The organism is Dactylosporangium vinaceum, from assembly GCF_019904175.1.
In the GTDB taxonomy this organism is placed as follows: Bacteria; Actinomycetota; Actinomycetes; order Mycobacteriales; family Micromonosporaceae; genus Dactylosporangium; species Dactylosporangium vinaceum.
Window position 1 is genome coordinate 8,729,381 of record NZ_CP061913.1, and the last position, 24,875, is coordinate 8,754,255.

Sequence of the window (24,875 nt, forward strand, 5' to 3'; positions counted from 1 at the left end):
AGGGATTGTCATCGCAGCCTCACCCGGGGGTCGACGAGCGTGTACAGGACATCGGCGAGCAGGTTCGACAGCAGCACGAGAATGGCGATCAGCAGCGCGAAGCCGATGATCACCGAGTAGTCGTGCTGGTTGACCGAGCTCACCGCGAGCTGACCCATGCCGGGCCAGGCGAATACCTGCTCGATGACGACCGCCCCGGCCAGCAGCTGCGGCACGCTCGAGGCGACGACCGTGAGCAGGGGGATCAGCGAGTTGCGGAAGGCGTGGCGCAGGACCACCCGGCGGGGCGGTGCACCCTTGGCCTCGGCGGTGCGCACGTAGTCCGCCTGCAGCTCGGTGATCATCGAGCTGCGGACGTATCGCATGAAGGGCCCCGAGTTGCCGAAGCCCAGGATGAGCGCGGGCAGCACGAGGTGGCGGACCGTGTCCAGCAGGCTCGGCGCGGTCGGATCGGAGATGCCCGACGACGGCAGCCACTGCAGTTTCAGCGTGAACAGGTAGATGGCGATCAGCGCGACGAAGAACACCGGGATCGACACCGAGCCGAGGCTCACCACTGTCGCGGAGTAGTCGACGACGGTGTTGCGGCGGCGGGCCGCGGCGATGCCGAGCGGGATGGCGACAAGCAGCGAGATGACGAGCGCGACGCCCATCAGCTCGACCGTCGGGCCGATGCGCTCGCCGAGCACCTCGGTCACCGCGCGCCCGTTGAGCAGCGAGTAGCCGAGGTCACCGTGCAGCGCGTTGAGCAGCCAGTGCCAGTACTGCACCACCACCGACTGGTCGAGGCCGAGCTCGTGGCGCTTCTGCGCGATGAACTCGGCGCTGCCGGAGTTGAGCTGATCCGCCGGGACCTGCATGGCGATCGGGTCGCCGGGCGTCTTGTGCACCAGGCCGAAGATCGCGATGGTGATCAGGAAGAACACCAGCACGTTCACCAGCAGGCGCCGGACGAGGTACGCCCCCAATATTCGCTCAACTCCTCTCACGGTGAGCAGGCCCGGCGGGTGCGCGTGCACCCGCCGGGCCCGGCGTCTCATCAGCCGCTGATGGACCAGCCGGCCGGGTCCCAGAAGTTCGCGTCCTGGGAGCCAGGGGCCCGGAAGCCCTGGACCTTCTTGCTCACGCCCCACAGACCGTACGGGTTGTACAGCCACATCAGGTCGACCTGCGCGTTGGACTCGGCGGCCGCCTGGTCGTAGAGGCTCTTGCGCTGGGCCTGGTCGACCGTCTGGTTCGCCTGCGTCATCAGCTGGTCGAGCTTCTGGTCGCAGAAGAAGTTGATGTTGCCGCCGGCCGGGTACTGCTGCGCGCACGCCGTGATGACGTTGATCGCGGAGGAGTCGACGGCGTAGTTGCCGCCGCCGTACAGCGTCATGTCGTACGACTTGTCCTTGTACGTGCCCGCGATGTTGGCCGCCTGGATGTTCACCAGGTTGACCTTCACGCCGACCGCGGCCAGCTCGCTCTGCACGATGGTGGCGGTGGCGTCGCGGTCGCGCTGGCCGTGCACCCACTGGAGGTTGATCGTGCGGTTCGGGTCCCAGCCGGCCTCGGCCAGCAGCTGCTTGGCCTTGTCGACGTTCTTGGCGTAGTCGTTGAGCCCGGCCGGCGAGTTGGCCTTCGCGAAGTCCGACAGCCGGACCTCGGCCTTGCCCATCAGGACCGTCTTGACGATCTGCTGGCGGTCGACGGCGTAGAGGAACGCCTGGCGGACCCGGGCGTCCTTGAAGTAGTCCTTGGACTGGTTCAGCGCGATGCGCACGAACCCGGCGCCGGGCTTCTCCTGCGTCGTGACGCCGCTGAAGCCGGAGACGGTGGCCGCGTCGGTCGGCGAGTAGGAGGCGATGTCGATCCCGCCGTTGCCCAGCTGCGCGGTCGCGACGTCGGACGTCATCGGCTTGAGGTAGACATCCTTGATCTTTGCCGGACTGCGGTAGTTGGGGTTCGCCGTGACGTGCACATACTGATTGGTCTTGTACTCCACGAAGGTGTACGGGCCCATCCCGACAGTCGGTTTGCGGAAGAACTCGTCCTTGGCGACGGCGTCCGGGGCGTCCTTGCCGAGCACGTGCTCGGGCAGGATCCACGGGTAGCCGATGACGGCGAGCAGGCCGAAGTTGGGCTGGGCGGCCTTGATGACGAACGTGTCGTCATCGGGCGCCGAGAACCCGCTGATCGTCTGCGCCTTGCCGGAGGTGAGGTCGGCGACGCCCGCGACACCGGCGTAGCTGCCGGCGGTGGCGCTCGTCGTCTTCGGGTTGGCCAGCAGGTTGTAGGTGAACAGCACGTCCTTGGAGGTGAACGGCTGCCCGTCGCTCCACTTGAGACCCTTGCGCAGGTGGAACGTGAACGTCGTGGCGTCCGGCGACACGTCGTAGCTCTCGGCGAGGCGCGGCTGGAGCTTGTAGTCGGGGTCCACGGCGAGCAGGCCCTCGTAGACGAAGGACATGACCTGCGAGTCGGCGCCGTTGAGCGGGGCCAGCGGGCTGAACACGCCGGCGGGCTCCTGGTAGAGGTACACGTTCAGCGACGACTTGCCCGCCGCGGCCGGCGTGTCGGACTTCGGGCCGGTGCAGGCGGCCGAGGCGAGTAATGCCGCGACCGCGGCGCCGGCAAGGAACACCCGTTTCATGGGCACCTCATTTTGTATCTGGGGGTTGGCATGGGCGAGGGTGGGACGCGGCCTCAGGCCACCGTGTTGCGCAGCGTTCCCAATGGGCCCAGGTCGACCAGGAGCTCGTCACCGGGCTTGAGGTATTCACCGGTCGCCGCCCCGACGCCGGACGGGGTGCCGGTGAGGATGACGTCACCGGGCTCCAGGGTCATGAGCCGCGAGGCGTGGGCGATCAGCTCGGCCACCGAGAAGATCATGTCCTTGGTCGAGCCGTGCTGCCTTGTGACGCCGTTGAGGTCGAGGCGGATCGGGATCGCCTGCGGCTCGCCGGCCTCGTCGGCGCTGAGCAGCCACGGGCCGAGCGGCGCGAAGCCGTCGCACCACTTGCCGGCCAGCCAGTCGAAGAACCAGACGGCCTTGTCGTCGGTGTCGCGCTCGAAGCCGTAGTCGACGCTGCGGGCGGAAACGTCGTTGGCGGCCATGTAGCCGGCCACGTGGCCCAGGGCGTCCGCGACGCTCACGTTGCGGGCCGCGGTGCCGATGACGACCGCGAGCTCCGCCTCCCAGTCGACCTCGTGGCTGATGTCGGGCAGCGGGATGACGGCCCCGGGCCCGACGATCGACGTCGGCGGCTTCAGGAACAGTCGCGGCGAGAGGCGCGACTTGTCGAGCGGCTCCCCGCCCGTCTCCGTCACGTGGTCCTGGTAGTTGGCCGCGGCGGCGAGCAGCTTGCCCGGCCGCTGCAGCGGGGCCAGCAGCGTCACCTCGGCGACGCCGACCCGGGCCGTCGCCGCGGTGCCGGGCGGCAGGCCCTGCTCCACGAGGCGCTGCAGGTCTCCGTCGCCGAGCTCGGCGATCGTGGTGTCGTCGTCGAGGCGGCCGTGGCGCACGCCGCCGTCGCGCAGGTAGCTAACGAACCGCATCGAGCACCACTCCCCGGCTCTCGTTGATGGACTGCTGGGCCGCCTCGACGATGCGCTGCGCGCGGGCGGCGTCGCGCGGGCCGAGCTCGGCCCGGCCGGTGCGCACGCCGGCGGCGAGCACGTCGAGCAGCCGGTCGACGGTGCCCGGCCCGGTCCAGGCGGCTTTCGTCGCGGTCGTGGTCTGGATGTGCAGCGCGGGACGGGTCGCGTCGATCACCAACACCCCGTGCGAGCCGCTGATGCGGTACCGGTGCAGCAGCAGGCCCGACGCCGCGGTGCCGTGGACCGCCGGCACCCGGCCGCAGACGATCGTGCTGGTGACGCCGTGCTCGTGGTCGAGCTGGAGCGTGTCGAGCGGACCGCCGGTGGCACTGACCCGGGTGACCGCCAGGCCGAGCAGGTCGCAGACGATGTCGATCGGATACAGCCCCAGGTTGAGCAGCTCACCGCCGGGTGCGGGGTCGCCGCCGGCCACGATGAAGTCGCACTGGACGTTCCACGGCAGTCCGACGCGGCCGGCCCGGATCGCCGCCTTCGCCGAGCGCAGCGCCCCGCCGAGGCGCTGGTGATGGGCGGGCACGACGACCACACCGTGCTCGTCGGCGAGGCGCGCCAGGTGCTCGCACTCGGCGGCGGTGGCGGCGAGGGGCTTGTCGGCCAGCACGTGCCGCCCGGCCCGGATCTCCCGCTCGATCACCGCTGCGCGCCGGTCCAGCGCGACGGCCACCGAAACGACGGGCGCGGCCTCGTCCTCGACGATCGTGAACTCGGGGTGCCTGTCGAAGGCGGGGCGGTACATGTCGCGCTGATGGTTCTGGGTTCCGAGGCCGGCCTCGCCGAGCAGCCGCACGGGGATCATGCCAGCACCTCGTCGAGCGCGACCGTCTCGCCCGTCGCGATGGAGCGCTCGGCGGCCACGCCCATGGCGACCGCGAGCACCGCGTCGTCGACGGGCATGAGCGGCGGCGCACCCCCGATGCTGTCCAGCCAGGCCCGCAGCTGCACCGCGAACCCGTTACCGCCGGCCGCCGGCACGAGCGCCGGACCGCCCTCGGCGTAGAGCACCGCGGCCTCGCCGTCCCAGTCCTGGCGGACCGCGCCGCCGCTGCCCGCGACGAACAGTTCCCGCTGGTTGAACGAGCCCGGCCGGTGGGCCCGGCTCATCTCGCACACCGCGGTGGCCCCGTTCGCGTAGTCCACCACCATCTCCAGGTAGTCGTAGATGCCGAGCTCGGTGGCGGTCTGCTTGCGGCCGCGGGCGCGCACGGCGACCGGCCGGGCGCCCAGCCACCAGGTGGCCAGGTCGAGCAGGTGGACGCCGTTGTGCAGGGCGTGCCCGCCCGACTTGGCCGGGTCGTTGACCCAGGCGCTCCAGTCGGGCCAGATCCAGCCGCCGAGGATGGCCAGCCGGACCAGGAACGGCTCGCCGATGTCCGCGATCGCCGCCTTGACCGCGCGGCCGTAGTCGTAGGCGCGATGGGTGTGCGCGGCCGCCAGGACCAGGTCTTTTCCGGCGAACGCGGCCTGCAGGGCGCGCGCGTCTGCGACCGTGGTGGTCAGGGGCTTCTCGATGAGCAGGTGCTTGCCGGCGGCGGCGACCGCGGCGCCGATGCCGGCGTGCGTGAAGTTCGGCGTGCACACGATCGCGGCGTCCACGTCCGGCCACGCCAGGGCGGCGGCGAGGTCGCTCGCGTGCGGGATGCCGCCCTGCGAGCGGGCGAACGCGGCGGCCCGCCCGGGGTCGATGTCCACGATCCCGGCGATGCGGGCACCCGGTGTGACGGCTGCGGCAGCGCTGTGTGCATCGGCGATGAACCCGGCGCCGACCAGCAGAATGCCGACCTCGTCCGTAGCCACCCAGCCCTCCTTCGCGCTCGGTTCAGAACCTGTTTGGAACGTAGTTTCATGTCGCGCCGGAGCGCTGTCAAGGTCCACTCTTTCAACATGGAACGTCTTGCCATGTTGACACGAGGTGTTCTAGCGTCCCCGACATGCCCAGTGCACAACGGCGGGAGGCCCCGCGCGGACAGGCGATCGCCGAGCGGGCCGCCCGAGTCATCCCCGGCGGCGTCAACTCCTCCACGCGGTACATCGGCGAGCCGTACTCCTTCGCCGGCGCCGACGGCGCGTACGTGACGGACGCCGACGGCCGTCGCTACCTCGACTACCACGCCGCGTTCGGCGCCATCCTCCTCGGCCACAACCACCCGGTCGTCAACGACGCCGTCCGGGCCGCCCTCGGCGGCGTCGACCTGACAGGCCTCGGCGTGACCGAGGGCGAGGTGCTCCTCGCGGAGCGCATCGTCGAGATCATCCCGTCGGCCGAGTCGATGATCGCCACGATGAGCGGCTCGGAGGCCACCGCGCAGGCGATCCGCCTCTCCCGCGCGGCCACGCGGCGGGATCTCATCATCAAGTTCCAGGGCGGCTTCCACGGCTGGACCGACGCGGTCGCCCGCAACGTCATCTCCGCCCCCGACAAGGCCTACGGCCGCGACCCGCTCTCCGAGGGCATCCTGCCCCAGAACATCGACGCGACGCTCATCGCCGAGTTCAACGACCTCGAGTCGGTCACCGCCCACTTCGACGCCCACCCGGAGCGCATCGCCGCGGTCATCCTCGAGCCCATCCCGCACAACGTCGGCGCGCTGCTGCCCACCCAGGAGTTCGTCGAGGGCCTGCGCACCCTGACCCGCGACCGCGGCGCCGTGCTCATCTTCGACGAGGTCATCACCGGCTTCCGGCACGCGCTCGGCGGCTACCAGCAGGTCGTCGGGGTCACGCCCGACCTGACCACGTTCGGCAAGGGCATGGCCAACGGCTTCCCGATCGGCGGCGTCGCCGGCCGCCGCGACCTCATGGAGCGCTTCAACGGTCGCACCGGTGACGTCCTGATGGCCGGCACGTTCAACGGCAACCCGCCGGCCTGCGCCGCCGCCCTCGCCACCATCGGCTACCTCCAGGCCAACCCCGACTTCTACACCCGCACCCACGAGCTCGGCGCCCGCATGCGCGACGGCCTCGCCGCCATCACGACCGAGCTCGGCATCGAGGCCACCGTCGCCGGGTTCGGCGGGGTCTTCGCGGTGTACTTCGCCAAGGCCCCCGTCCTCGGCTACCGCGACCTGATGCGCAACAACGACGAGGCCTACGTCGCCTTCCACCGCGGCATGACCGAGCGCGGCTTCCTGATGCTGCCGATGGCCCTGAAGCGCAACCACGTCAGCGGTGCCCACACCGCCGCCGAGATCGACCTGACCCTCGAAGCCGCCCGCGAGGTCCTCGGCTCACTGCGACAGCTCCTGGAGGGATGATGCCCGTCTCGCTGAAGTCCCCTCGGGCAAGTGCGGCGACCGCTGTGGCCGGTGTCGCCGAAACCGTTGCCGCGGTGATCGCCGACGTCGAGGCCCGCGGCGACGACGCCGTGCGGGAATACTCCGAGAAGTTCGACAGGTGGTCGCCGCCCAGCTTCCGGCTGTCCGCCGCGGACATCGAGCGGATCGTCGCCGGCGTCGACCGCCAGGTCATCGACGACATCAGGACCGTCCAGCGCAACGTGGGCGACTTCGCCCGCAAGCAGCTGGAGTCGCTGCGGGACTTCGAGGTCGAGACCCTTCCGGGGGTGTACCTCGGGCAGCGCTCCATCCCGGTGTCCGCGGCGGGCGCCTACGTCCCCGGCGGCCGCTACCCGCTCGTCGCCTCCGCGCACATGACGGTCGTGACGGCCAAGGTGGCCGGGGTGCCGCGGGTCGCCGCCTGCACACCCCCGATCCGCGGCGAGATCCCGGCCGCCACCGTCGCCGCGATGCACCTGGCCGGGGCCGACGAGATCTACCTGCTCGGCGGCGTGCAGGCGGTCGCCGCCCTGGCCGTGGGCACCGGGTCCATCGCACCCGTCGACCTGCTGGCCGGGCCGGGCAACGCATATGTGGCCGAGGCGAAGCGCCAGCTCTTCGGCCGCGTCGGCATCGACCTGTTCGCCGGCCCGACCGAGATCCTCATCGTCGCCGACGACACCGCCGACCCGTTCATCGTCGCGGTGGACCTGCTCAGCCAGGCCGAGCACGGCCCCGACTCGCCGGCCATCCTGGTCTGCTCCAGCGAGGAGGTGGCCCGCAAGGCCCTCGCGCACGTCGAGGCGCTGCTGCCGGGGATGCCGACGAACGACTACGCCGGGCCCGCGTGGCGCGACCACGGCCAGGTCATCGTCACCGAGACCACCGACGAGGCGTTCGCGGTGGCCAACGCCTTCGCCGCCGAGCACGTCCAGGTCCTCACGGCCGAGCCCCGGCGGGCGCTGGCGCTCATGCACGACTTCGGCGCCCTGTTCCTGGGCGAGGAGACGTGCGTGTCGTACGGCGACAAGGTCATCGGCACCAACCACACCCTGCCGACCCGCGGCGCGGCGCGGTACACGGGCGGGCTGTGGGTCGGCAAGTACCTGAAGACCGTGACCTACCAGGAGATCACCAACCGCGACTCCAGCGTCGAGCTCGGCCGCCTGTGCGGGCGGGCCGCGCGCGTGGAGCTCTTCGAGGGCCATGCCCGCTCCGGCGACGCCCGTGCCGCGAAGTACGCCGGCGATCCCCTACCGTGGGCCGTATGATCTTCGGACCCGGCCAGCGCGTCCTGTTCATCGGCGACAGCATCACCGACGCCGGGCGCACCGGCCCGCTGCCACCCTATGGCGACGGGTACTTCAACCTGCTGCGCGCCCTCGTCACCGCCCGCCACCCGGACCTGGACCTGACCTGGCTCAACCGCGGCATCGGCGGCGACACCGTCCGGCACCTGCGCGGGCGGTGGCAGCGCGACGCGCTCGACGAGCGCCCCGACTGGCTGTCGGTCATGATCGGGATCAACGACGTGTGGCGCGCCTTCGGCGATCGCCCGCACGAGGCGGTACCGCTGCCGGAGTTCGAGACAACGCTGCGGGCCCTCCTGGCCGAGGCGGTGGAGTCGACGGGCTGCCGCCTGATCGTCGCCACGCCCTACCTCATCGAGCCGGACCGGTCCGACCCGCAGCGCGCCCAGAGCGACAGCTATGCGGCGGTGGTCCGGCGGGTGGCAACGGACCACGGCGCCCTGCTCGTCGACACGCAGGCGACGTTCGACCGCCTGCTGACCCACCGCCCGCCGTCGGCGTGGGCACCCGACCGGGTGCACCCCGGGCTGGAGGGCCACACGGCGCTGGCGCTGGCGTTCCTGGACGTCGTCGAAGGTTAGCGGCGGGGATCGACGAGCAGCTTCGGGCCCGGGCCGGCCGTCGCGGGACGGTGGCCGGCCAGGGCCGCGGGGACCTCGTCCAGGCCGATCGTGGCGCCCACCAGCGGTCGCGGGTCGACGGAGTGCCAGGCGTAGGCGGCGATGGCGCCCGGCAGGCCCGCCGACGCGCCCAGGATGCCGACCGCCGTGACGTCCTTCAGCGCGAGCTCGCGGGTGTCGACGGTGCTGGGGACCCCGGACAGGCCGATGTACACGATCCGGCGGCCCGGCTCCACCAGGTCGAGGGCGAGCGCCGGGGCCGTCGGGTCGTTCGTCGCGTCGACCACGGCGTCCCACGGGAGGTCCGGCCGCCGGGGATGGGTCCACGCCCCGTCGAAGCCGAGCTCCCGGGCCAGGGCCAGCTGCGCCGGGTCGCGCCCGAGCAGGTGGACCTCGGCCTTCGCGGCCCGCGCGAACAGGGCCGTCAGCAGGCCGATCGTGCCCGTGCCGAGGACCAGCAGCCGCCCGCCGGCCGGCAGCTCGGCGGCCTGGACGCAGCGCAGGGCGTTGCCGCCGGGCTCGACAAGCGCGCCGGCCGCCACATCGAGGTCGTCGGGCAGCTGGTGCAGGGTGCGCGCGGGCACGGCCAGCCGCTCGGCCAGGGCGCCGGGAGTCGCCCCGCGGATGCCGACCTCGTCGCGGGCGGCGCAGACGTGGTGGCGGCCCGAGCGGCAGCGCGCGCAGCGGCCGCAGCCGACCATCGTGTCGCCGGTGACGAGCCGGCCGAGCAGGCCGGCGTCGACGTCCGGCCCGATGTCCGTGACGACGCCGCACCACTCGTGCCCGGGCCGCACCGGATACGTCGTGATCCCGCTCTGCAGGTAGCTCAGCTCACCGGTGAACAGCTCGACGTCGGTGCCGCAGATGCCGGCCCGTTCCACGTCGACGACCACCTCGCCGGGCCCGGCGACCGGCTCGGGGACCTCGCGGACCGCGGCCGCGCCGGGCCCGGTCAGGACGAGGGCGCGCACGCCGGCACCACCCACGGTGTCGACGGCAGCCCGTGGGCGCCGACCTTGACGGTGAACAGCCGCCCCGAGTCCGGGTAGTCGGCCCGGCGCTCGCGCGGCACGCCCCGCGCGGCGGAGGTGATCACCAGCGTGTCCAGGTCGGGCCCGGCGAAGGTGACGCTCGTCGTGTGCAGTGCGGCCACCTCGACCACGCCCAGCAGCTCGCCGGCGGGGCTGCGGCACTCGACCCGGGCCCCGCCCCAGACCGCGATCCAGAGGTTGCCGGCGGCGTCGGTGCACATGCCGTCGGGGTGCCCGTCGCCCGCGATCGTCAGCAGGTCGCGGCGCTGCCCCACCGCGCCGGTCACCGGGTCGTACTCCCGCACCCGGACCAGCCCCGGCAGCGTGTCGATGCTGTAGAACAGGTCGCCGCCCGGGCTCCAGGCCAGCCCGTTGGACAGGCCGAGGTCGGCGTCGAGCACGGCGATCCCGGAGTCGTCCAGCCGGACCAGGATCTCCTCGTCCCTGCGGTCGTCCTGGGCCAGGCTGCCGACCAGGAACCGGCCGGCGGGGTCGACGGCCCCGTCGTTGAGCCGGCTCTGCCGGTCCTCGGGCAGCACCCGGGCCACCTCGGTTCGCGTGCCGTCGGTGCCCACGAGCGTCAGCGTGCGCCGCTCCGCGACGAGCAGGGCGCCGTCGGCGGTCACGGCGACCGCGCCGACCGTGTCGGCGAAGCTCCAGGACCGGCCCGGCTCGATGGTGCCCGACGGGTCGAGCGAGCCCTCATGGACCGTGTTGGCCAGGATGTCGACCCAGAGCAGCCGGTTTCGGGGCGCGTCCCAGACCGGGCCCTCGCCGAGCGCGTAGGTGGATTCGGTGGCGGGACGGGCGGGGTACCGCATACCCGGGACAGTACTACTCTCGAAGCCATGGCCGGGCGACGCAGTGCGCAGTGGTACGCCGGAGATGACCGGAACAGTTACATCCACCGAGCCTGGATGCGGCGGGGACTGCCCGCCGACGCATTCGACGGGCGTCCGCACATCGCGATCGCCAACACGGCGAGCGACCTGACACCGTGCAACGCGCACCTCGACGAGGTCGCGCGCAGTGTCGCCAACGGGGTGTACGAGGCCGGCGGCATCCCGCTCGACCTGCCGGTGGTCTCGCTCGGGGAGACCCAGGTCCGCCCGACCGCGATGCTCTGGCGCAACATGGCCGCGATGGCCACCGAGGAGATGCTGCGGGCCAACCCGATCGACGGCGTGGTGCTGCTGGGCGGCTGCGACAAGACGATCCCGGCGCTGCTCATGGCCGCCTGCTCGGTCGACCTGCCGGCGGTCGTGGTGCCCGGCGGCCCGATGCTCACGGGGACGTTCCGGGGTGTGCCGCTGGGGTGCGGTACCGACGTCTGGAAGCTCTCGGAAGAGGTCCGGGCGGGCACGCTGTCCGAGCGGGCGTTCCTCGACTCGGAGTCGTCGATGATCCGCAGCAAGGGCCACTGCAACACGATGGGTACCGCGTCCACGATGGGCCTGCTCGCCGAGGTCCTCGGCATGACACTGCCGGGCATTGCGGGCATTCCGGCCGCGGACAGCCGCCTGCTCGCCGCCTCCCACGCGACAGGCGTCCTGGCCGTCGATCTGGTCAACCGCGACCACCGCCCGAGCGCCGTGCTGACCCGCGGCTCGTTCCACAACGCGATAGTCGCCCTGGCCGCGCTGGGCGGGTCGACGAACGCGGTCGTGCACCTGCTCGCCATCGCCGGCCGCGCGGGCATCGACCTGACGCTCGACGACTTCGACCGCATCGGCGCGGAGGTACCGCTCCTGGTCGACCTCCAGCCGGCCGGCCGCTTCCTCATGGAGGACTTCCACCGCGCCGGCGGCCTGCACGCCGTCCTGGCCCAGGTCGCCGACCGCCTGGACCCGGCCGCGATCACGGTGACCGGCCGCCCCCTGGTCGAGCCGCTGCCCGCGGCCCAGGTCTGGGACGCCGAGGTCATCCGCTCCCGCGCCGAGCCGCTCCAGCCCCACGCCGGCATCGCCGTCCTGCGCGGCAACCTGGCGCCCGACGGCGCCGTCATCAAACCGGCCGCCGCCTCCCCCCACCTGCTGCGGCACCGCGGCCCGGCGGTCGTCTTCGACTCGGTGGAGGACCTGCACGCCCGCCTGGACGACCCGGCGCTGGACATCACCGCCGAGTCGGTGATCGTCCTGCGCGGCTGCGGCCCGAAGGGCTACCCCGGCATGCCCGAGGTGGCCAACACCCCGATCCCGGCCAAGCTCCTGGCCGAGGGCGTCCGCGACATGGTCCGCATCTGCGACGGCCGCATGAGCGGCACCGCCTACGGCACGGTGGTCCTGCACGTCTCCCCCGAGGCCGCCGCCGACGGCCCCCTGTCCCGGGTCCGCACGGGCGACATGATCGTCCTGGACGTCCCGGCCCGCACCCTGCACGTCGAGGCCGACCTGGACACCCGCGACCCGTCCCCGGAGTTCCTGGCCGCCCTGGCCCGCCCGAAGCGCGGCTGGGAACGCCTCTACGTGGACACCGTCCGCCAGGCCGACACGGGCGCCGACCTGGACTTCCTGCTGGGCGCCAGCGGCGACAAGGTCCCCCGCGAGTCCCACTGACGGCCGCCGCGGCGGCCGCCGTGAATGTCCTCAGTGGACTCCAGCGGCGCGACACCGACGGGGATGTCCGGCACGCGCACGGTGGGGTCATCCGGGTCGGGTCGTCCTACAGCTTCAGGCGCACCGGGCTGTGCCGCAGCCACAGGTCCAGGGCCAGGACCTGCTCGATCTGGCGGCGGGCCTGGCCGAACCCGTCGTGCTCGTACGGCGCGGCGGCGAGGTCGGCCACCCGGCGCCTGTCGAACAGTGAGGCCGCCGGGGAGTCGGCGGCGACGGTGACGAGCGCCTCGCGCAGGGCCTGCTCGTAGCGGGCGTCCTGCGTCGACGGGTACGGGCTCTTGGTCCGGGCCACCACCGAGGCCGGCAGCACGTCAGCGGTCGCGGCGCGCAGGAGGCTCTTCTCCCGGCCGTCGAAGGTCTTCAGCGCCCACGGGGTGTTGTAGACGTACTGCACCAGCCGGTGGTCGCAGAACGGCACCCGGACCTCGAGGCCGTGCGCCATGCTCATCCGGTCCTTGCGGTCGAGCAGGATCTGCACGAAGCGGGTCAGGTGCAGGTACGACATCTCCCGCATCCGCCGGTTGTGCGGGTCGGGGTCATCGCCGTGGTCGACCTCGGCGATCGCGTCGCGGTAGGCGGCCGCGCGATACTCGGGCAGCCGCAGCGACTCGTCGAGCGACGGCTCCAGCGCGCTCGTCACGAGCTGCGCGCCGCCCCGCTGGGCGTTGCGGACGCCCGCGATCTCGCCGAGGGCCAGCCACGGGAACGTCTCGGCCCGGACGATCGCCGGGACGTGGAACCAGGCGTAGCCGCCGAAGACCTCGTCGGCCGCCTCGCCCGACAGCGCCACCGTGGAGTGCTCGCGGACCGCCCGGAACAGCAGGTACAGCGACGTGTAGATGTCACCGCCCAGCGTCGGCTGGTCCATCGCGGCGACCACGGCCGAGCGGCTCAGCGGGTCCATCAGCGTGGCCGAGGACAGCACGATGTCCTCGTGGTCGACGGAAACGTGCTTCACCACGTCGTGGACGAACGGCGTGTCGGGCTCCGCCCGCATCGGGTCCGGGCGGAAGTGCTCGGCCTGGCCGGTGAAGTCGACGGCGAACGAGCGCAGCGGCCCCTCGCCGCGGCCGGTCAGCGCGGCGTTCGCGAGCGCGGTGATCGCCGAGGAGTCCAGGCCGCCGGAGAGCAGCGAGCACAGCGGCACGTCGGCGATCGTCTGCCGGGCCACGATGTCGTCGAGCAGCCCGCGGATCGTGCGCACGGTGGTCTCCCGGTCGTCGCGGTGCTCCGCGTAGGAGGGCCGCCAGTACTGCCGGCGCCGCACGCCGTCGGCGCTGACCCGCAGGTACGAGCCGGGGACGACCTCGTGCAGGTCACGGTAGAGCGCGTGGCCGGGGGTCTTCACGAACGCCAGCAGCTCGCGCAGGCCCTCGAGGTCCACGACCGCCTCGGCCTGCGGATGGGCGAAGACGGCCTTGGGCTCCGACGCGAACAGCAGCGACCCGGCCACGCCGGTGTAGTAGTACAGCGGCTTGACGCCCATCCGGTCGCGGACCAGCAGCAGGGTCTCGGTGCGGGCGTCCCAGAGGCCGAACGCGTACATGCCGTTGAGGTGCTCGACGAAGTCCTCGCCCCACTGCAGGTAGGCCCGGAGCACCACCTCGGTGTCGCTCCCGGTCCGGAACTCGTGCCCGTGCCCGCGCAGCTCGGTGCGCAGCTCGCGATAGTTGTACAGCTCCCCGCTGTACGTGATCGCGGCGTGCTCCACGGTCATCGGCTGGTCGCCGGTGACGAGGTCGATCACGGCCAGCCGGCGGTGGCCGAACGCCACCCGCTCGCGGACCCAGAGGCCCTCGGCGTCCGGGCCCCGCAGTGTCATCGTGCCCGTCATGGCCCGCACCGCGGCGGCCTCACGGCGCAGGTCGCGGCCGTCCGCGCCCAGAGCGACCCACCCGACGACTCCGCACATCGCAAACACCTTCCCCCGAGAGGCGGCTGTAACCGTCCTGAAACATAGTTCAGGCTTTTACGAATGTCGATGGTGAGAGGAAACTGTGGCGGTGACCGAAATCGTCAGCGAGATCAATGACGACTACTCGACGAGCCGCGACGGTGTGGTGCCGCTGTCGCAACGCAGGTCGCTCTACCACTTCACCGCACTATGGGTGACGATGGCGGCCGGCATCACCTACCTGTTCCTCGGATTCTCCTATCACGACGCGGGCCTGTCGCTCGGCCGGGCCGTGCTGGCCGGCGTCCTCGGCGCGATCTGCTACCTGGCTTACGCATTGCCCGCCGCCTATCTCGGATCGAGCACCGGGCAGACCCACGCGCTGCTGACCCGCTCGATCTTCGGCAAGCTCGGGTCCGGTCTCATGTCGGTCGTGCTGATCCTCATCGCCGCCGGCTGGACCGCGTTCGCGTTCAATGTCCTGGCCAATCTCTACGACGGGCTGTTCGGCTGGGGACACATCGTGGCGATCACGGTCGTGCTCGCCCTCGTCGGGATCGTGAACAACCTCTTCGGCTTCACCGGCATCACCGCATTCGCGCGGTATCTGGTCGCCCCGCTGATGATCATCTGGATCGGGTACCTCGTGATCAAAGGCGTCACCGACGTGCCGGCGGCGGCATGGAGCTTCCCGGGCGGCTCCGATCAGCTGTCCCTGCTGGCCGGCGTCGGTCTCGCGATCGGCTCGGTGATGTGGGGCAACGAGCCGGACACCTGGCGATACGGCCGTCCGCGGTTCTCGTGGCCGCTGCTGCCGTACACCATCGCGCTCTTCGTGGGTCTGGTCCTGTTCGTGGCGGCCGGATGGATGATGGGCTATCTTTCCAACACCAATGCCCTCGACTTCGGTGGCGCGTTCCGCTCCACCGTCGAATACTCGCTGTTCGGCGCGCTCTGGCTGGGCGCCATCCTGGCCACGGCGCTGCAGGTCGCGATCAACGACGGCAACTACTACGAAATGATCAACGCCGGGCAGAACCTGGCCGGCCACGCGCGCGGCTGGAAGCGCTGGTACACGTGCCTGGTCATGGCCGCCCTGACCGCGCTGTTCGCGTGGTGGTTCCCGCACCTGGAGGAGGACTTCTTCACCGTCGCGGGCTGGTCGGCGATCGCCCTGCCGAGCGCGACGGTCGTCATGTGCGTCGACCAGTTCGTCCTGCCGCGGGTGACGGGCGTGCGCCGCAACGTCGGGCGCATCCCGACCTGGCGCGCGGCCGGCTTCGCCAACTGGCCGGCGATCGTGTCCGTCATCGTCGCCATGCTGTTCGGCGCGTGGGGTCTGCAGCTCCTGCCGGGCCAGACGTCGGCGCCGGACCTGGGCCTGGTGCCGGTCGAGGCGTGGCTGCTGGCCGGGCTGCTGTACCTCGGCCTGGGTGCGCTGGCCACCGCCACGTCGGCCCGCGCCGAGCTGCTCGGCATTCCGCACACAGCAGGCGATCCCGTCCAAGAGGAGACACCGCGATGACAAGCGCCGCCGGCGACCTGCTGGAGCACGCCCGCACCGAGCTCGCCCCGGGCGAGGAGCACAACCGCCTGGTCCCCGCCATCGACGCGGGCACCGCGCCCCTGGCGGCGATCGGCGCGTTCGCCGTCGAGGAGCTGGCGCTGGTGCCGAGCGACCGCCGCTCGTTCCTGGCGCTGGCCGCGGCCGCCGCCGAGCCGGCCACCGCGGACTTCTTCGCGGATCTGGGCAAGGGCGAGAACATCGTCCTGGGTACCCTGCCGGCGCTGGCCGAGGCCGGAGGATTCGATGCGGCAGCCCGGCGGTCGTACCGGCGGCTCGCCGGGTGCCAGGCGTACCCGTCCTACCTGGCCTGGCTCGCCCTCAACGCCGATCCGGCCGCGGTGGTGCTCGCGGTGACGGCCAACTTCGCGGCCTGGGGCGGCTACTGCGCCACCCTGGCCCAGGCGCTGCGCCGCGAATACGGGCTGCCGGACGGGGCCTGCGGCTTCGTCGACTTCTTCGCGACGCCCGCCCCCGACCTGGAGCGGCTGGCCGAGCAGGCGATCCAGCAGGCCCTCGACGGCGGCAAGGCCCTGGACGCGGGCCTCGAATACGGCCGGATGCTGCAGGAGTACGAGCTGATGTTCTGGAACACCCTGGCCGACGCGCACCTCTGACGCGTCACTTCCCGTACAGCGGGTGCGGGCTCACCTTCACCAGCGGCGCCGGCCCGCCGAACCACGGCGCCGCACGCACGGCCCGCATGGCGGCCCGCCGGCGGGGCGTGTCCATGCGGTCGATGAACAGCACGCCGTCCAGGTGGTCGGTCTCGTGCTGCAGGCAGCGGGCCAGCTCGCCGGAGCCGACCACCTGGACGGGGTCGCCGCGGTCGGAGTGGCCCCGGGCGACGACGTGCTGCCGGCGGACGGTGTCGAAGTACAGGCCCGGCATGGACAGGCAGCCCTCGGGGCCGTCCTGCTCCTCGTCGTCGGGAAACTCCAGGACGGGGTTCACCAGGTGCCCGTGGACCCCGTCGACGTGGAACACGAACACCCGCTGCCCGACGCCGATCTGCACCGCGGCCAGGCCCGAGCCGCGCTCCGACTCCAGCGTGTCGAACAGGTCGCGGACCAGGCGGCGCAGCTCGGCGTCGAACGTCGTGACCGGGTCGGCCGGGGTGGTCAGCACGGGATCACCGAACGTACGGACCGGAACGACACTCATGCCGAGGCTCCTTTGCAAAGCGGCTTGCAAAGGAGCATAGTTGGCACCGTGACGCAGATTCAAGGCGCGCTCGACCATCCGGTGCGCGCCGCGCTCGTCGGCCTGCTGCGCGAGCGGGGCACGGTGACGTCGACCGAGGCGGCCCGGGCGCTCGGGGGCAGCTCCGGGCTGCACTCGTTCCACCTCCGGCAGCTGGCCCGGTTCGGCGTGGTCGAGGAGGTGGCGGCCGGCGGGCGGGCGAAGCCGTGGCGGCTCGTGGCGGTACCGTCGACCGATGCTTTGCAAAGCTCGTTGAACCGGGGGCTCGAGGACGAGAGCTATCAGCACTGGCTGGCGGTGCGGGACCGGGCCCCCGAGCACTGGCGGCGGGATCAGGCGTTCAGCGAGGTGGTGTACCTGACGCCGCAGGAGCTGACCGAGCTCGGCAACGCCGTCCGGGCGCTCGTCGCGGGTTACAGCGGGCGCTCCGGGCCGGGGCGCGGGGCGGTCGCGGCCGTGGCCCGGTTCTTCCCGCTGATCGACTAGAGGCCGCTCGTGCCGGCCGGTGTCGACAGCTTCTGGTGTACCGCGAGCAGGCGCCCGACCGCGCCCTGCTCATGGAGGGTCAGGAAGGCGTCGACCGCGTCGGGGTCGAACTGTGAACCCCGGCCCCGCAGCAGCTCGTCGCGGGCCCGGGCCTCGTCGATCGCGGCCTGGTAGGGGCGGTCGCAGCGCATCGCCGCCCACGAGTCGCACACCGCGATCAGGCGGGCCTCCGGGCGGATCGTGAGGCCGCGCAGGCCGTCCGGGTAGCCGCCGCCGTCGAAGCGTTCGTGGTGCTGGCGGATGATGTCGGCCACGGCGTCAAGCTCCGGCACGATCCGGGCCATCCGCGCCCCGAACTGGGGGTGCCGGCGCAGCAGCGCCCACTCCTCCTCGGTCAGCGGCTCGGCCTTGAGCAGGATCTCCCGCGGAATGACGACCTTGCCGACGTCGTGGAACCGGCCGGCCAGCCCGGCCCGCATGGTCACCGACTCGGAGCAGTCCATGTAGACGGCCATCGCGGTGGCCCAGCGGGCGATCGCCGCGCTGTGCTCCAGGTCCGACAGCCAGGCGTCGACCTCGTCGGCGGCCCGCTGGAGATATTCGAGGTGCACTGACTGGCCGATGAGCGCCGGGACGTCGGGCGCCGGTGCCGGCATCGGACACGCCCCGATGACGACCCGGTCGCGGCCCTGCATCTTGGCGCTGTAGAGCGCGCGGTCGGCCACCACCACCAGCTCCGTGTGCGTGGCGCTGTGGGCCGGGTAGCTCGCGGTACCGATGGAGACCGTGACCTTGATGTGGTTCTGTGCATCGAGCGTCACCGGCTTGTCGGCGACGCTGCGGCGCAGGGCCTCGGCCATGGGGGCGAGGGCGTCCGGCTCGACGCCCGGGACGAGCACCGCGAACTCCTCGCCGCCGTAGCGGGCCACGACATCGCCGGGGCGGGCGGCGCGGCGCAGGCGGCCGGCGATCTCGACGAGGGCGCGGTCGCCGGCCGGGTGGCCGAAGCGGTCGTTCACCGACTTGAAGTGGTCGACGTCGACGATGAACAGGGCGGTCGAGCCGCCGCGGCGGCCGGCCAGGGCGACCTCGGCCGGTAGGCGGCCCTCGATGAACCGGCGGGTCGACAGGCCGGTGAGCGGGTCGGTCACGGCGAGGCGGCGCTGCTCGATCGCGACGCCGGCCATCCGGCCCAGGGTCAGCAGGAACAGCACGGAGCAGGCGAGCGCGGCGGCCGGCACATCCTCGGTGACACCGCGCACCGACTGCACCATCAGGGCGGCCGGGGCGAGCACGGCCGCGGCGGCCAGCAGGACGAACCGGAACGGCCGGGACTCGTCACGCGGCGCCGGCGCCGGGTCGGCCAGCCCGGTCATGCCCGGGCTCAGCGCGGCGAGCCCGAGGGACAGGTTGGCGGTGAGCCAGATGGCGTCGAGGAAGTTGCCGGCCTCGTAGCTGCCGTGCAGCTGCTGGTAGCTGTAGATCGTGTCGGCCGCGGCGATCCCGAGCAGGTTGCCGACCAGCAGCACGAACGAGGCCGAGCGGGCGCCGGAGCCGATCAGCAGCCGGACGGTGACCGCGAGGAGGGCCAGGTCCATCACCGGGTAACCGATCTCGGCGCACAGGGCGAGCGCGCTGTCGCCGCGGTCGGCGGTCGGGTGGATCAGGAACATCCACGACAGCAGGGCGGCGGCGACGGCGAAGATGAGCCCGTCGAGCAGGCCGATCACGCTGCGCGGCTCGCGGCGGCGGATGAGCAGCACCAGCGCGGCCAGCAGCAGCGGATAGTGCGACAGGTACAGCAGGTCGGCGATCGACGGGAACCGCGCGATGCCCAGCACGTAGTGCGCGATGTAGAAGGCCGCGTCGGCGCTCGCGTAGACGAGCTGGCTCAGGCCCAGCAGGACCCACGGCCCGCGGACCCGCGGCCGGTTGCGGGTGGTGCCCCACCAGACGGCGATCGCGGCCGAGGTGCTGACGGCAAGGTACACGCCGACCCGCCAGTAGAGACCGGCTCCGCTCTCCGGGAGCAGAAAGTAGGTGGTAATGCCGAGAAAGCCGGTCAGCGCGTAGGCGAGACCAACAGTCATATAGGCGCTCCTCGATGCACTGCCGTTTTCGGCGGTGTGCCGCTGACACCGTAGACCATTGGCCATACCTCGCGCATACTGCGGTTGGCGTTGTTGGCGCTTCGCCGGATTTCTGATGCTTGCGCGGGGTTTTCCGGATTACTCGCGCCAGGCTCGGCGCCGTTCGAGGGTGACGCGGTCGACCGCGAGTAGTGGGCCGCTCACGCCGGACCGGCGCCGCTGGGCGTCGGCGGGCAGGTGCACCGGGTTGTCGGGGGCCAGCGGCAGTACGTGCAGCGTGGCCGTCCGCGCCGCCTCCGGGAGGCGGGCCGACAGGCGGGAACCGTCCCAGAACCGGTCGGTGGTGGGGTGGCCGTCGATGCGCAGTTCGGCCACGTCGCCGGCCCAGTCGATGTGGAGAATCGCGTCGGTCGGGCGCGGCGGGAGGGGCAGGCGGTAGACGGCGGCGCGGGCGTCGAACTCGGCGGGTGCGGGTGCCGACTGGCGGGTGCCGTGCACGCCGTAGATCGCCGGGACCGGGCCGGGCGGGCGCATCGGGATCACCTCGATCTCGATAACGGCCTCAGCGTCAGCCTCGGCTTCAGACTCGGCCGCGGCTCGGGACTCGGCCGCCTCGGCGGTTCGGGCGGTCGGCGGCGCGTCGGGGGTCGCCGGGGTCTCGGGCTGCACGGGCGTCAGGCGCAGCGGCTCGACGTTGTCGAAGTTGTAGATCAGCACCTCGGGCTCGGCGGCCGCGTGAGCGGTGATCCGGCCGGTGGCGTCCCAGCTCAGATCGGCGGCGGACAGGAGCAGGCGGCCGTCGCTGTGGACCCAGGCGCGGCCGGTGTCCTCGGGGGTCAGGGTCAGGACGTCGAGGCCGGGGAGCCGGTGCGGCGTGCGGCCGGGCTCGATGCGGTGTGTTTCCCCGAGTGTCTCCAGCTCGACCGGGATCCCCGCGTGCGCGCAGAGCACCAGTGTCGGCACCGGCCCGGGCAGGACGGTGAGCGCGGTCGCCGTGGCCCGGTCGATGCGCACGCCGCCGACCTCCAGGCCGAGCGGCCAGCGGGCCAGGGTGCCGGGCGGGATGTCGACTGTTCCGTGATGGGTCTCCAGCGGCACGTGCGGCTGGTGCCAGGAGATGAACCGGAACGGGCCGCGCGTCGCCTCGCGCAGCACGCCGGTGTCGGTGACGTCCGGCGGCACCTCGGCGGGCCAGGTCGTCGCGGCGCCGATCAGGTGCTCGGCGAAGGCGGTCAGGAACGCGTGCTGGCGCCGCAGCTCGGCGTGCGTCGGGCCGAGCAGGCCGGCCTCGCCGATCGGGGCGTGAAAGTCGTACCCGAGCGGCGGCACGTCATTCGGACAGCCCGACGCGTGCGACTCCTGGGTGCCGGGCGGGTTGGTGCCGCCGGCGTACATGTAGTAGCCCTGCCAGACCGAGCCCGCGGCGATCGCGTTGTGCGCGATGGCGGCGATGTCGAGGGCGGACGGCCGCGGGCGGCGGTGGTACGCGGTGGCCATGCCGCCGGCCAGCTCGCACGTCACGAACGGGTCGGACGCGGGCGGGCGGATGAAGTACTGCTCCCGGAACTCGCCGGGCCACGGCGCGCCGGCGTCGATCCAGAAGCCGTCGCCGTATCCGCTGTGGACCGGGAGTACCTCGCCGGCCGGTAGCTGCGCGCCGTCCCACGCGGTCGCCGTCCACAGCCGCGCGGTCAGGCCGCACCCGATGGCCAGCCGTTTCAGGGTGACCAGGTGCCCCGGCTGGTCGAGCAGCTCGTTCTCGACCTGGATGGCCAGGAAGTCCTCGCGCCCGCCGACCTGCCCGCCGATCCGGCCGAACCACTCCGCGACGAGGTCCAGGTACGCCGGGTCGTCAGTGCGGTGGCGCACCGGCGCGGCCTGCACCCAGTCGGGGAAGCCGCCGTTGCGCAGCTCGCCGTGGACCCACGGCCCGATCCGCAGCACGACCTCGAACCCGCCGGCCCGGCACAGGTCGACGAACGCGGCGAGGTCCAGATTGCCGCCGAAGCGCACCGCACCCCGACGTGCCTCGTGGTGGATCCATGGGACATATGTCGAAACGACGCTGACGCCGCCGGAGCGCATCAGGTCGAGCCGGCGCTCCCATTCCGGCCGCGGGACCCGGCTGTAGTGCAGTTCCCCCGAGACCGGGATCCATGGTCTTCCGTCGCGCCGCAGCATGATCGCAACGGTAGCGACAGTTCGGGCTGCAAGGGCCGGGGCATCCTGGCCGGCGGTCGCGGCGGCGCGGGGGCGGGTCAGTCGGTGGCGGGGACCGGGGCCGGGATCGCGGTGCTGCGGGCGATCATCAACCGCCACACGGCCAGCTGGACCACGGACAGGACCAGGGCGAACGGCATCAGGGTCCAGATGCCGGAGTGCTGGGCCAGCCAGCCGGCCAGCCACGGCAGGGCCGAGCCGCCCACCAGTGACAGGCCGTTCATGACGCCTATCGCGGTCGGGACCAGGCGGGCCGGGACGACCTGGGGCGTCACCGCCATCGCCGTCGGGAACAGTGGGCCCAGGAAGAAGCCGAGCAGCACGAAGCCGGCGGTGGCGAGGGGCGCGGTCGGGGCCGCCCAGAGCAGGGCCGAGCCCGCCGTCACGCCGATGAGGCAGAGGGTGGCCATGGCGGCGGGGGTCAGGCCGGCGCGGGTGGCGAGCGGGCTGATCAGGAAACGGCCCAGGGTGAGGCCGAGCCAGTAGCCGCTGACCGTGTATCCGGCCACCACGCCGGGCTCGGCGTGCTGCTCCACCAGGAAGGTGAACGCCCAGGTGCCGACGCCGATCTCCAGGCCCACGTACACGGCCAGGAACAGTGAGCCGAAGACCACGGCCGGGCTGCGCAGGGCGTCGGCGAAGACGCCTGTCGGGCGTGGGGTGTCCGCGGCGCGTTCGGCGGCGGGGGCCCGACGGGGGTACCAGAGCAGGAACCCGAGGCCCAGCGGCAGACACAGCGCGGCCAGGACGAGCCACACCGACGTCCACGGCAAGGACTGCAGCAGCCAGGCCGCCAGCAGCGGGCCCAGCAGCGCGCCGACGCCGAAGAAGGCGTGGAGGCGGTTGAGCAGCGTCGTCGCGTTCGGCAGTTCGGTCAGGTAGACGTTGAGGACGGCCTCCAGGTTGCCGGTGCCGTAGCCGATGAGCAGCTGCACCGCGACAAGCGCGGCGAACGGAGGGCGGGCGGCCAGGGCGACGGCGCCGAGGGCGTAGGCGGCGACGCCGATGACCAGGGCCAGGCGCACGTGCACGCGGTGCAGCAGGGCCCCGGTGGTCGCGCCGGCCAGCATGAAGCCGGTCGAGGACGTGAAGAACGTGAGGCCGATGGTGGCCTTGTCGACGCCGTAGTCGGCCATCTGGGCGGGGATCAGCACGCCGCTGACGCCGGCGTTGATGCCGACGAGCACGAATCCGGCGTACGACAGCAGCACCGGCGCCCGCACCGGGCGGCGCATGAGGTTCACCGCCAGATGGTACGGGCGCCGGGTCGGGCGCAGGCAGTGCCGCTACTGGGAAAGTCCGGCGACGACGGGGCCGACCTGGGCGCGGCCCACGCCGTCGGCCGAGCAGACGCGCTGCGGGGACGGCACGAAGTCCGCGGCGGTCTCGTCGGGCAGATACACCCGGTAGCCCCGGACGTCCACCGGCTTGCAGGCGTCGCCGAAGTTGCCGGGCTGGGGGCTGCGGACCTGCACGTGCGCGGACTGGCCCGACTCCAGCTTCACCTGCTTCGGCTCGACGCCGGTGTCCCGCTCGGCCGGCTGGTTCACCTGCTGCCCGCCGTCCCCGGTGACCCAGGAGACGCCCGGGTACCCGTACAGCGTGCACGCCCGGGACGAGGGGTTGGTGAGCACGATCCAGAGGTACTGGCTCCCCGCCGCGCCACCGCCCGGCGCGTCCTGCACCTTGAACGTGATGCCACCGTGACGGCAGCGATTCGTGACGTCACCACCGCCACCCGCGGACGCGGACGGTGCCGGGCCGGTCGACTGCCCCGACGCCGCGGCGGAGCCGGCGACCGGCGTCGTCGGCGCCCCGGAGGCGGCGGGCGCGGCGGCGGTACCGTCCCCACCGCCACACCCCGCGGCCGCCGCCAGGAGCATCATCAGCGGAAACACGGCTTTTCTACGCATGCCGGTCACCGTACCCGGATCGCGGCGACCCGATGCATCCCGGCGCCGGGCGACTCGGCCGGCCGCCGGCACCATCGCGCCGATGGTCTTCGTCCACTGTGGTCATCGGTCGGGGTGTGGGCATGCGGCGGCGGGGCGGAGCCGGCGGATGGGTCGGTGACCCCCTTGACTGATCCGGTCCAGGGCGGGGAAGCTTTCGGGGGAAAGCTTCCCCGGGGGGACACCGCCATGACCACCGGTAACGTCGCCGGCCGGACCGTGACCAGCCGTGTGCTGAGCCTGCTCGGCGCGTTCAACGGTGAGCACCGGCGGCTGAGTCTGTCGCAGATCAGCCGGCGGGCCGGGATGCCGCTCGCCACCACGCACCGGCTCGTGGGCGAGCTCGCGGCCTGGGGTGCGCTGGAGCGGGATGCGGACGGGCGATACCAGATCGGGCTGCGGCTCTTCGAGGTGGCCGCGCTCGCGCCGCGGGGGCTCGGGTTGCGGGAGGCGGCCATGCCGTATCTCGAGGACCTCTACGAGGCCACGCACCAGCATGTGCAGCTGGCGGTGCTCGAGGGCTCCGATGTCGTGTACGTCGAGCGGCTCTCCGGCCGCGGGGCCCTCGTCGTGCGCAGCCGGGTCGGTGGGCGGCTCCCCGCGCACGCCACGGGCGTCGGGCTGGTGCTGCTGGCCCACGCGCCGCGGGCGGTCGTCGAGGAGTACCTCGCCGGCCCGCTCGTCGCCTTCACCCCGTTGACGATCGCCGATCCGGGGCGGCTGCGCACCACCCTGGCCAAGGTCCGCCGGGCCGGCCACGCGGTGAGCGACCGCCAGGTCCAGATGAACGCCGTCTCCGTGGCCGCCCCGGTCCGCGACGTCGAGGGCCGCGTCGTCGCCGCGCTCTCGGTCATCGTGCCGTTCGACGGGCTCCAGCCCTCCGCCCTGGTGCCCGCCGTGGTCACCGCAGCCTGCGGCATCTCCCGCACCCTGCTCCGCTCCGCCGCCGCATAACCCCGCCCCACCCCGCGTCCGCGCCCGCTCGTGGCGGGCCGCGGCGTCCACGGGCGCACGG

Annotated in this window: 21 protein-coding genes; 8 read left to right on the forward strand and 13 right to left on the reverse strand. The window is 72.5% G+C overall.

Annotated elements, in window-relative coordinates:
* Positions 1-8: 8 nt before the first annotated feature.
* Genes Dvina_RS39080 through Dvina_RS39100 form a run of 5 tightly spaced genes read right to left on the reverse strand, consistent with a single transcriptional unit; the run spans position 9 to position 5,397 of the window.
* Positions 9-1,040, reverse strand: coding sequence for an ABC transporter permease (locus Dvina_RS39080; protein WP_223094887.1), 1,032 nt, complete (start codon positions 1,038-1,040; stop codon positions 9-11).
* A complete protein-coding gene (locus tag Dvina_RS39085) occupies positions 1,040-2,635 on the reverse strand; it encodes an ABC transporter substrate-binding protein (RefSeq protein ID WP_223094889.1) in 1,596 nt (531 codons plus the stop codon). Before Dvina_RS39085 ends, Dvina_RS39080 begins: the two co-directional genes overlap by 1 nt.
* A 53-nt stretch (positions 2,636-2,688) precedes the next feature.
* The gene (locus Dvina_RS39090; RefSeq protein WP_223094891.1) at positions 2,689-3,540 is read right to left on the reverse strand and encodes a fumarylacetoacetate hydrolase family protein; all 852 of its coding nucleotides are present in this window, start codon (positions 3,538-3,540) and stop codon (positions 2,689-2,691) included.
* Positions 3,527-4,399: a Gfo/Idh/MocA family protein gene (locus Dvina_RS39095; RefSeq protein ID WP_223094893.1), complete on the reverse strand. Its 873-nt coding sequence runs from the start codon at positions 4,397-4,399 to the stop codon at positions 3,527-3,529. Before Dvina_RS39095 ends, Dvina_RS39090 begins: the two co-directional genes overlap by 14 nt.
* The gene (locus Dvina_RS39100; protein ID WP_223094895.1) at positions 4,396-5,397 is read right to left on the reverse strand and encodes a Gfo/Idh/MocA family protein; all 1,002 of its coding nucleotides are present in this window, start codon (positions 5,395-5,397) and stop codon (positions 4,396-4,398) included. Before Dvina_RS39100 ends, Dvina_RS39095 begins: the two co-directional genes overlap by 4 nt.
* Positions 5,398-5,531: 134 nt before the next feature.
* On the opposite strand from Dvina_RS39100, the gene Dvina_RS39105 reads away from it, so the two are divergent.
* From Dvina_RS39105 to Dvina_RS39115, 3 genes are all read left to right on the forward strand, one after another.
* The gene (locus tag Dvina_RS39105) at positions 5,532-6,854 is read left to right on the forward strand and encodes an aspartate aminotransferase family protein (RefSeq protein WP_223094897.1); all 1,323 of its coding nucleotides are present in this window, start codon (positions 5,532-5,534) and stop codon (positions 6,852-6,854) included.
* 74 nt (positions 6,855-6,928) lie between these two features.
* Entirely contained in the window at positions 6,929-8,146 is a 1,218-nt protein-coding gene (gene hisD, locus Dvina_RS39110; RefSeq protein WP_223094899.1) for a histidinol dehydrogenase, read from the forward strand.
* A complete protein-coding gene (locus tag Dvina_RS39115) occupies positions 8,143-8,766 on the forward strand; it encodes an SGNH/GDSL hydrolase family protein (protein WP_223094901.1) in 624 nt (207 codons plus the stop codon). Before hisD ends, Dvina_RS39115 begins: the two co-directional genes overlap by 4 nt.
* Here the strand turns inward: Dvina_RS39115 and Dvina_RS39120 are convergent.
* Both Dvina_RS39120 and Dvina_RS39125 read right to left on the reverse strand, forming a co-directional pair.
* A complete protein-coding gene (locus Dvina_RS39120) occupies positions 8,763-9,776 on the reverse strand; it encodes a zinc-dependent alcohol dehydrogenase (protein WP_223094903.1) in 1,014 nt (337 codons plus the stop codon). The two genes, Dvina_RS39115 and Dvina_RS39120, sit on opposite strands and share 4 nt — an antisense overlap.
* A complete protein-coding gene (locus tag Dvina_RS39125; RefSeq protein WP_223094905.1) occupies positions 9,758-10,657 on the reverse strand; it encodes an SMP-30/gluconolactonase/LRE family protein in 900 nt (299 codons plus the stop codon). The genes Dvina_RS39120 and Dvina_RS39125 overlap by 19 nt, the downstream gene beginning before the upstream one ends.
* Before the next feature lie 27 nt (positions 10,658-10,684).
* On the opposite strand from Dvina_RS39125, the gene Dvina_RS39130 reads away from it, so the two are divergent.
* Positions 10,685-12,391: an IlvD/Edd family dehydratase gene (locus Dvina_RS39130; protein WP_223094907.1), complete on the forward strand. Its 1,707-nt coding sequence runs from the start codon at positions 10,685-10,687 to the stop codon at positions 12,389-12,391.
* 106 nt (positions 12,392-12,497) lie between these two features.
* Here the strand turns inward: Dvina_RS39130 and asnB are convergent, their stop codons facing one another.
* Positions 12,498-14,363 (reverse strand): asparagine synthase (glutamine-hydrolyzing), encoded by a 1,866-nt coding sequence (gene asnB / locus Dvina_RS39135; RefSeq protein ID WP_223094909.1) that lies wholly within the window; start codon positions 14,361-14,363, stop codon positions 12,498-12,500.
* A gap of 91 nt (positions 14,364-14,454) precedes the next feature.
* On the opposite strand from asnB, the gene Dvina_RS39140 reads away from it, so the two are divergent.
* Positions 14,455-15,870, forward strand: a complete 1,416-nt coding sequence (locus Dvina_RS39140; protein WP_223094911.1) for a cytosine permease — start codon at positions 14,455-14,457, stop codon at positions 15,868-15,870.
* On the forward strand, positions 15,867-16,526 hold the full coding sequence (locus Dvina_RS39145; protein ID WP_223094913.1) for a hypothetical protein: 660 nt from the start codon (positions 15,867-15,869) through the stop codon (positions 16,524-16,526). The genes Dvina_RS39140 and Dvina_RS39145 overlap by 4 nt, the downstream gene beginning before the upstream one ends.
* A 4-nt stretch (positions 16,527-16,530) precedes the next feature.
* Here Dvina_RS39145 and def read toward each other — a convergent pair whose 3' ends face one another.
* Positions 16,531-17,073: a peptide deformylase gene (def, locus tag Dvina_RS39150; protein WP_223094916.1), complete on the reverse strand. Its 543-nt coding sequence runs from the start codon at positions 17,071-17,073 to the stop codon at positions 16,531-16,533.
* Positions 17,074-17,121: 48 nt separating this feature from the next.
* On the opposite strand from def, the gene Dvina_RS39155 reads away from it, so the two are divergent.
* Positions 17,122-17,598 (forward strand): winged helix-turn-helix domain-containing protein, encoded by a 477-nt coding sequence (locus Dvina_RS39155; RefSeq protein ID WP_223094918.1) that lies wholly within the window; start codon positions 17,122-17,124, stop codon positions 17,596-17,598.
* Here Dvina_RS39155 and Dvina_RS39160 read toward each other — a convergent pair.
* The 4 genes from Dvina_RS39160 to Dvina_RS39175 all read right to left on the reverse strand — a co-directional run bounded on the left by Dvina_RS39160 (position 17,595) and on the right by Dvina_RS39175 (position 23,821).
* Positions 17,595-19,688 carry a diguanylate cyclase gene (locus tag Dvina_RS39160; protein WP_223094921.1) on the reverse strand — a complete coding sequence of 698 codons (2,094 nt, stop codon included), beginning with the start codon at positions 19,686-19,688 and terminating at the stop codon, positions 17,595-17,597. The two genes, Dvina_RS39155 and Dvina_RS39160, sit on opposite strands and share 4 nt — an antisense overlap.
* Before the next feature lie 138 nt (positions 19,689-19,826).
* Positions 19,827-21,869, reverse strand: a complete 2,043-nt coding sequence (locus Dvina_RS39165) for a beta-galactosidase (RefSeq protein ID WP_223094923.1) — start codon at positions 21,867-21,869, stop codon at positions 19,827-19,829.
* Positions 21,870-21,946: 77 nt separating this feature from the next.
* Positions 21,947-23,143, reverse strand: coding sequence for an MFS transporter (locus Dvina_RS39170; protein ID WP_246656641.1), 1,197 nt, complete (start codon positions 23,141-23,143; stop codon positions 21,947-21,949).
* Positions 23,144-23,194: 51 nt separating this feature from the next.
* Positions 23,195-23,821, reverse strand: a complete 627-nt coding sequence (locus tag Dvina_RS39175) for a DUF4232 domain-containing protein (protein WP_223094927.1) — start codon at positions 23,819-23,821, stop codon at positions 23,195-23,197.
* 228 nt (positions 23,822-24,049) lie between these two features.
* Between Dvina_RS39175 and Dvina_RS39180 the strand changes: the two genes are divergently transcribed.
* Positions 24,050-24,814, forward strand: coding sequence for an IclR family transcriptional regulator (locus Dvina_RS39180; protein ID WP_223094929.1), 765 nt, complete (start codon positions 24,050-24,052; stop codon positions 24,812-24,814).
* Positions 24,815-24,875: the final 61 nt, after the last annotated feature.

Coding starts and splice junctions, on each gene's coding strand:
- Dvina_RS39115 (WP_223094901.1), top strand. CDS start 8,143: ATGATCTTCGGACCCGGCCAGCGCGTCCTGTTCATCGGCGACAGCATC.
- Dvina_RS39090 (WP_223094891.1), bottom strand. CDS start 3,540: ATGCGGTTCGTTAGCTACCTGCGCGACGGCGGCGTGCGCCACGGCCGC.
- def (WP_223094916.1), bottom strand. CDS start 17,073: ATGAGTGTCGTTCCGGTCCGTACGTTCGGTGATCCCGTGCTGACCACC.
- Dvina_RS39180 (WP_223094929.1), top strand. CDS start 24,050: ATGACCACCGGTAACGTCGCCGGCCGGACCGTGACCAGCCGTGTGCTG.
- Dvina_RS39160 (WP_223094921.1), bottom strand. CDS start 19,688: ATGACTGTTGGTCTCGCCTACGCGCTGACCGGCTTTCTCGGCATTACC.
- Dvina_RS39175 (WP_223094927.1), bottom strand. CDS start 23,821: ATGCGTAGAAAAGCCGTGTTTCCGCTGATGATGCTCCTGGCGGCGGCC.
- Dvina_RS39165 (WP_223094923.1), bottom strand. CDS start 21,869: ATGCTGCGGCGCGACGGAAGACCATGGATCCCGGTCTCGGGGGAACTG.
- Dvina_RS39095 (WP_223094893.1), bottom strand. CDS start 4,399: ATGATCCCCGTGCGGCTGCTCGGCGAGGCCGGCCTCGGAACCCAGAAC.
- asnB (WP_223094909.1), bottom strand. CDS start 14,363: ATGTGCGGAGTCGTCGGGTGGGTCGCTCTGGGCGCGGACGGCCGCGAC.
- Dvina_RS39080 (WP_223094887.1), bottom strand. CDS start 1,040: ATGAGACGCCGGGCCCGGCGGGTGCACGCGCACCCGCCGGGCCTGCTC.
- Dvina_RS39130 (WP_223094907.1), top strand. CDS start 10,685: ATGGCCGGGCGACGCAGTGCGCAGTGGTACGCCGGAGATGACCGGAAC.
- Dvina_RS39105 (WP_223094897.1), top strand. CDS start 5,532: ATGCCCAGTGCACAACGGCGGGAGGCCCCGCGCGGACAGGCGATCGCC.
- Dvina_RS39125 (WP_223094905.1), bottom strand. CDS start 10,657: ATGCGGTACCCCGCCCGTCCCGCCACCGAATCCACCTACGCGCTCGGC.
- Dvina_RS39170 (WP_246656641.1), bottom strand. CDS start 23,143: ATGCGCCGCCCGGTGCGGGCGCCGGTGCTGCTGTCGTACGCCGGATTC.
- Dvina_RS39085 (WP_223094889.1), bottom strand. CDS start 2,635: ATGAAACGGGTGTTCCTTGCCGGCGCCGCGGTCGCGGCATTACTCGCC.
- Dvina_RS39145 (WP_223094913.1), top strand. CDS start 15,867: ATGACAAGCGCCGCCGGCGACCTGCTGGAGCACGCCCGCACCGAGCTC.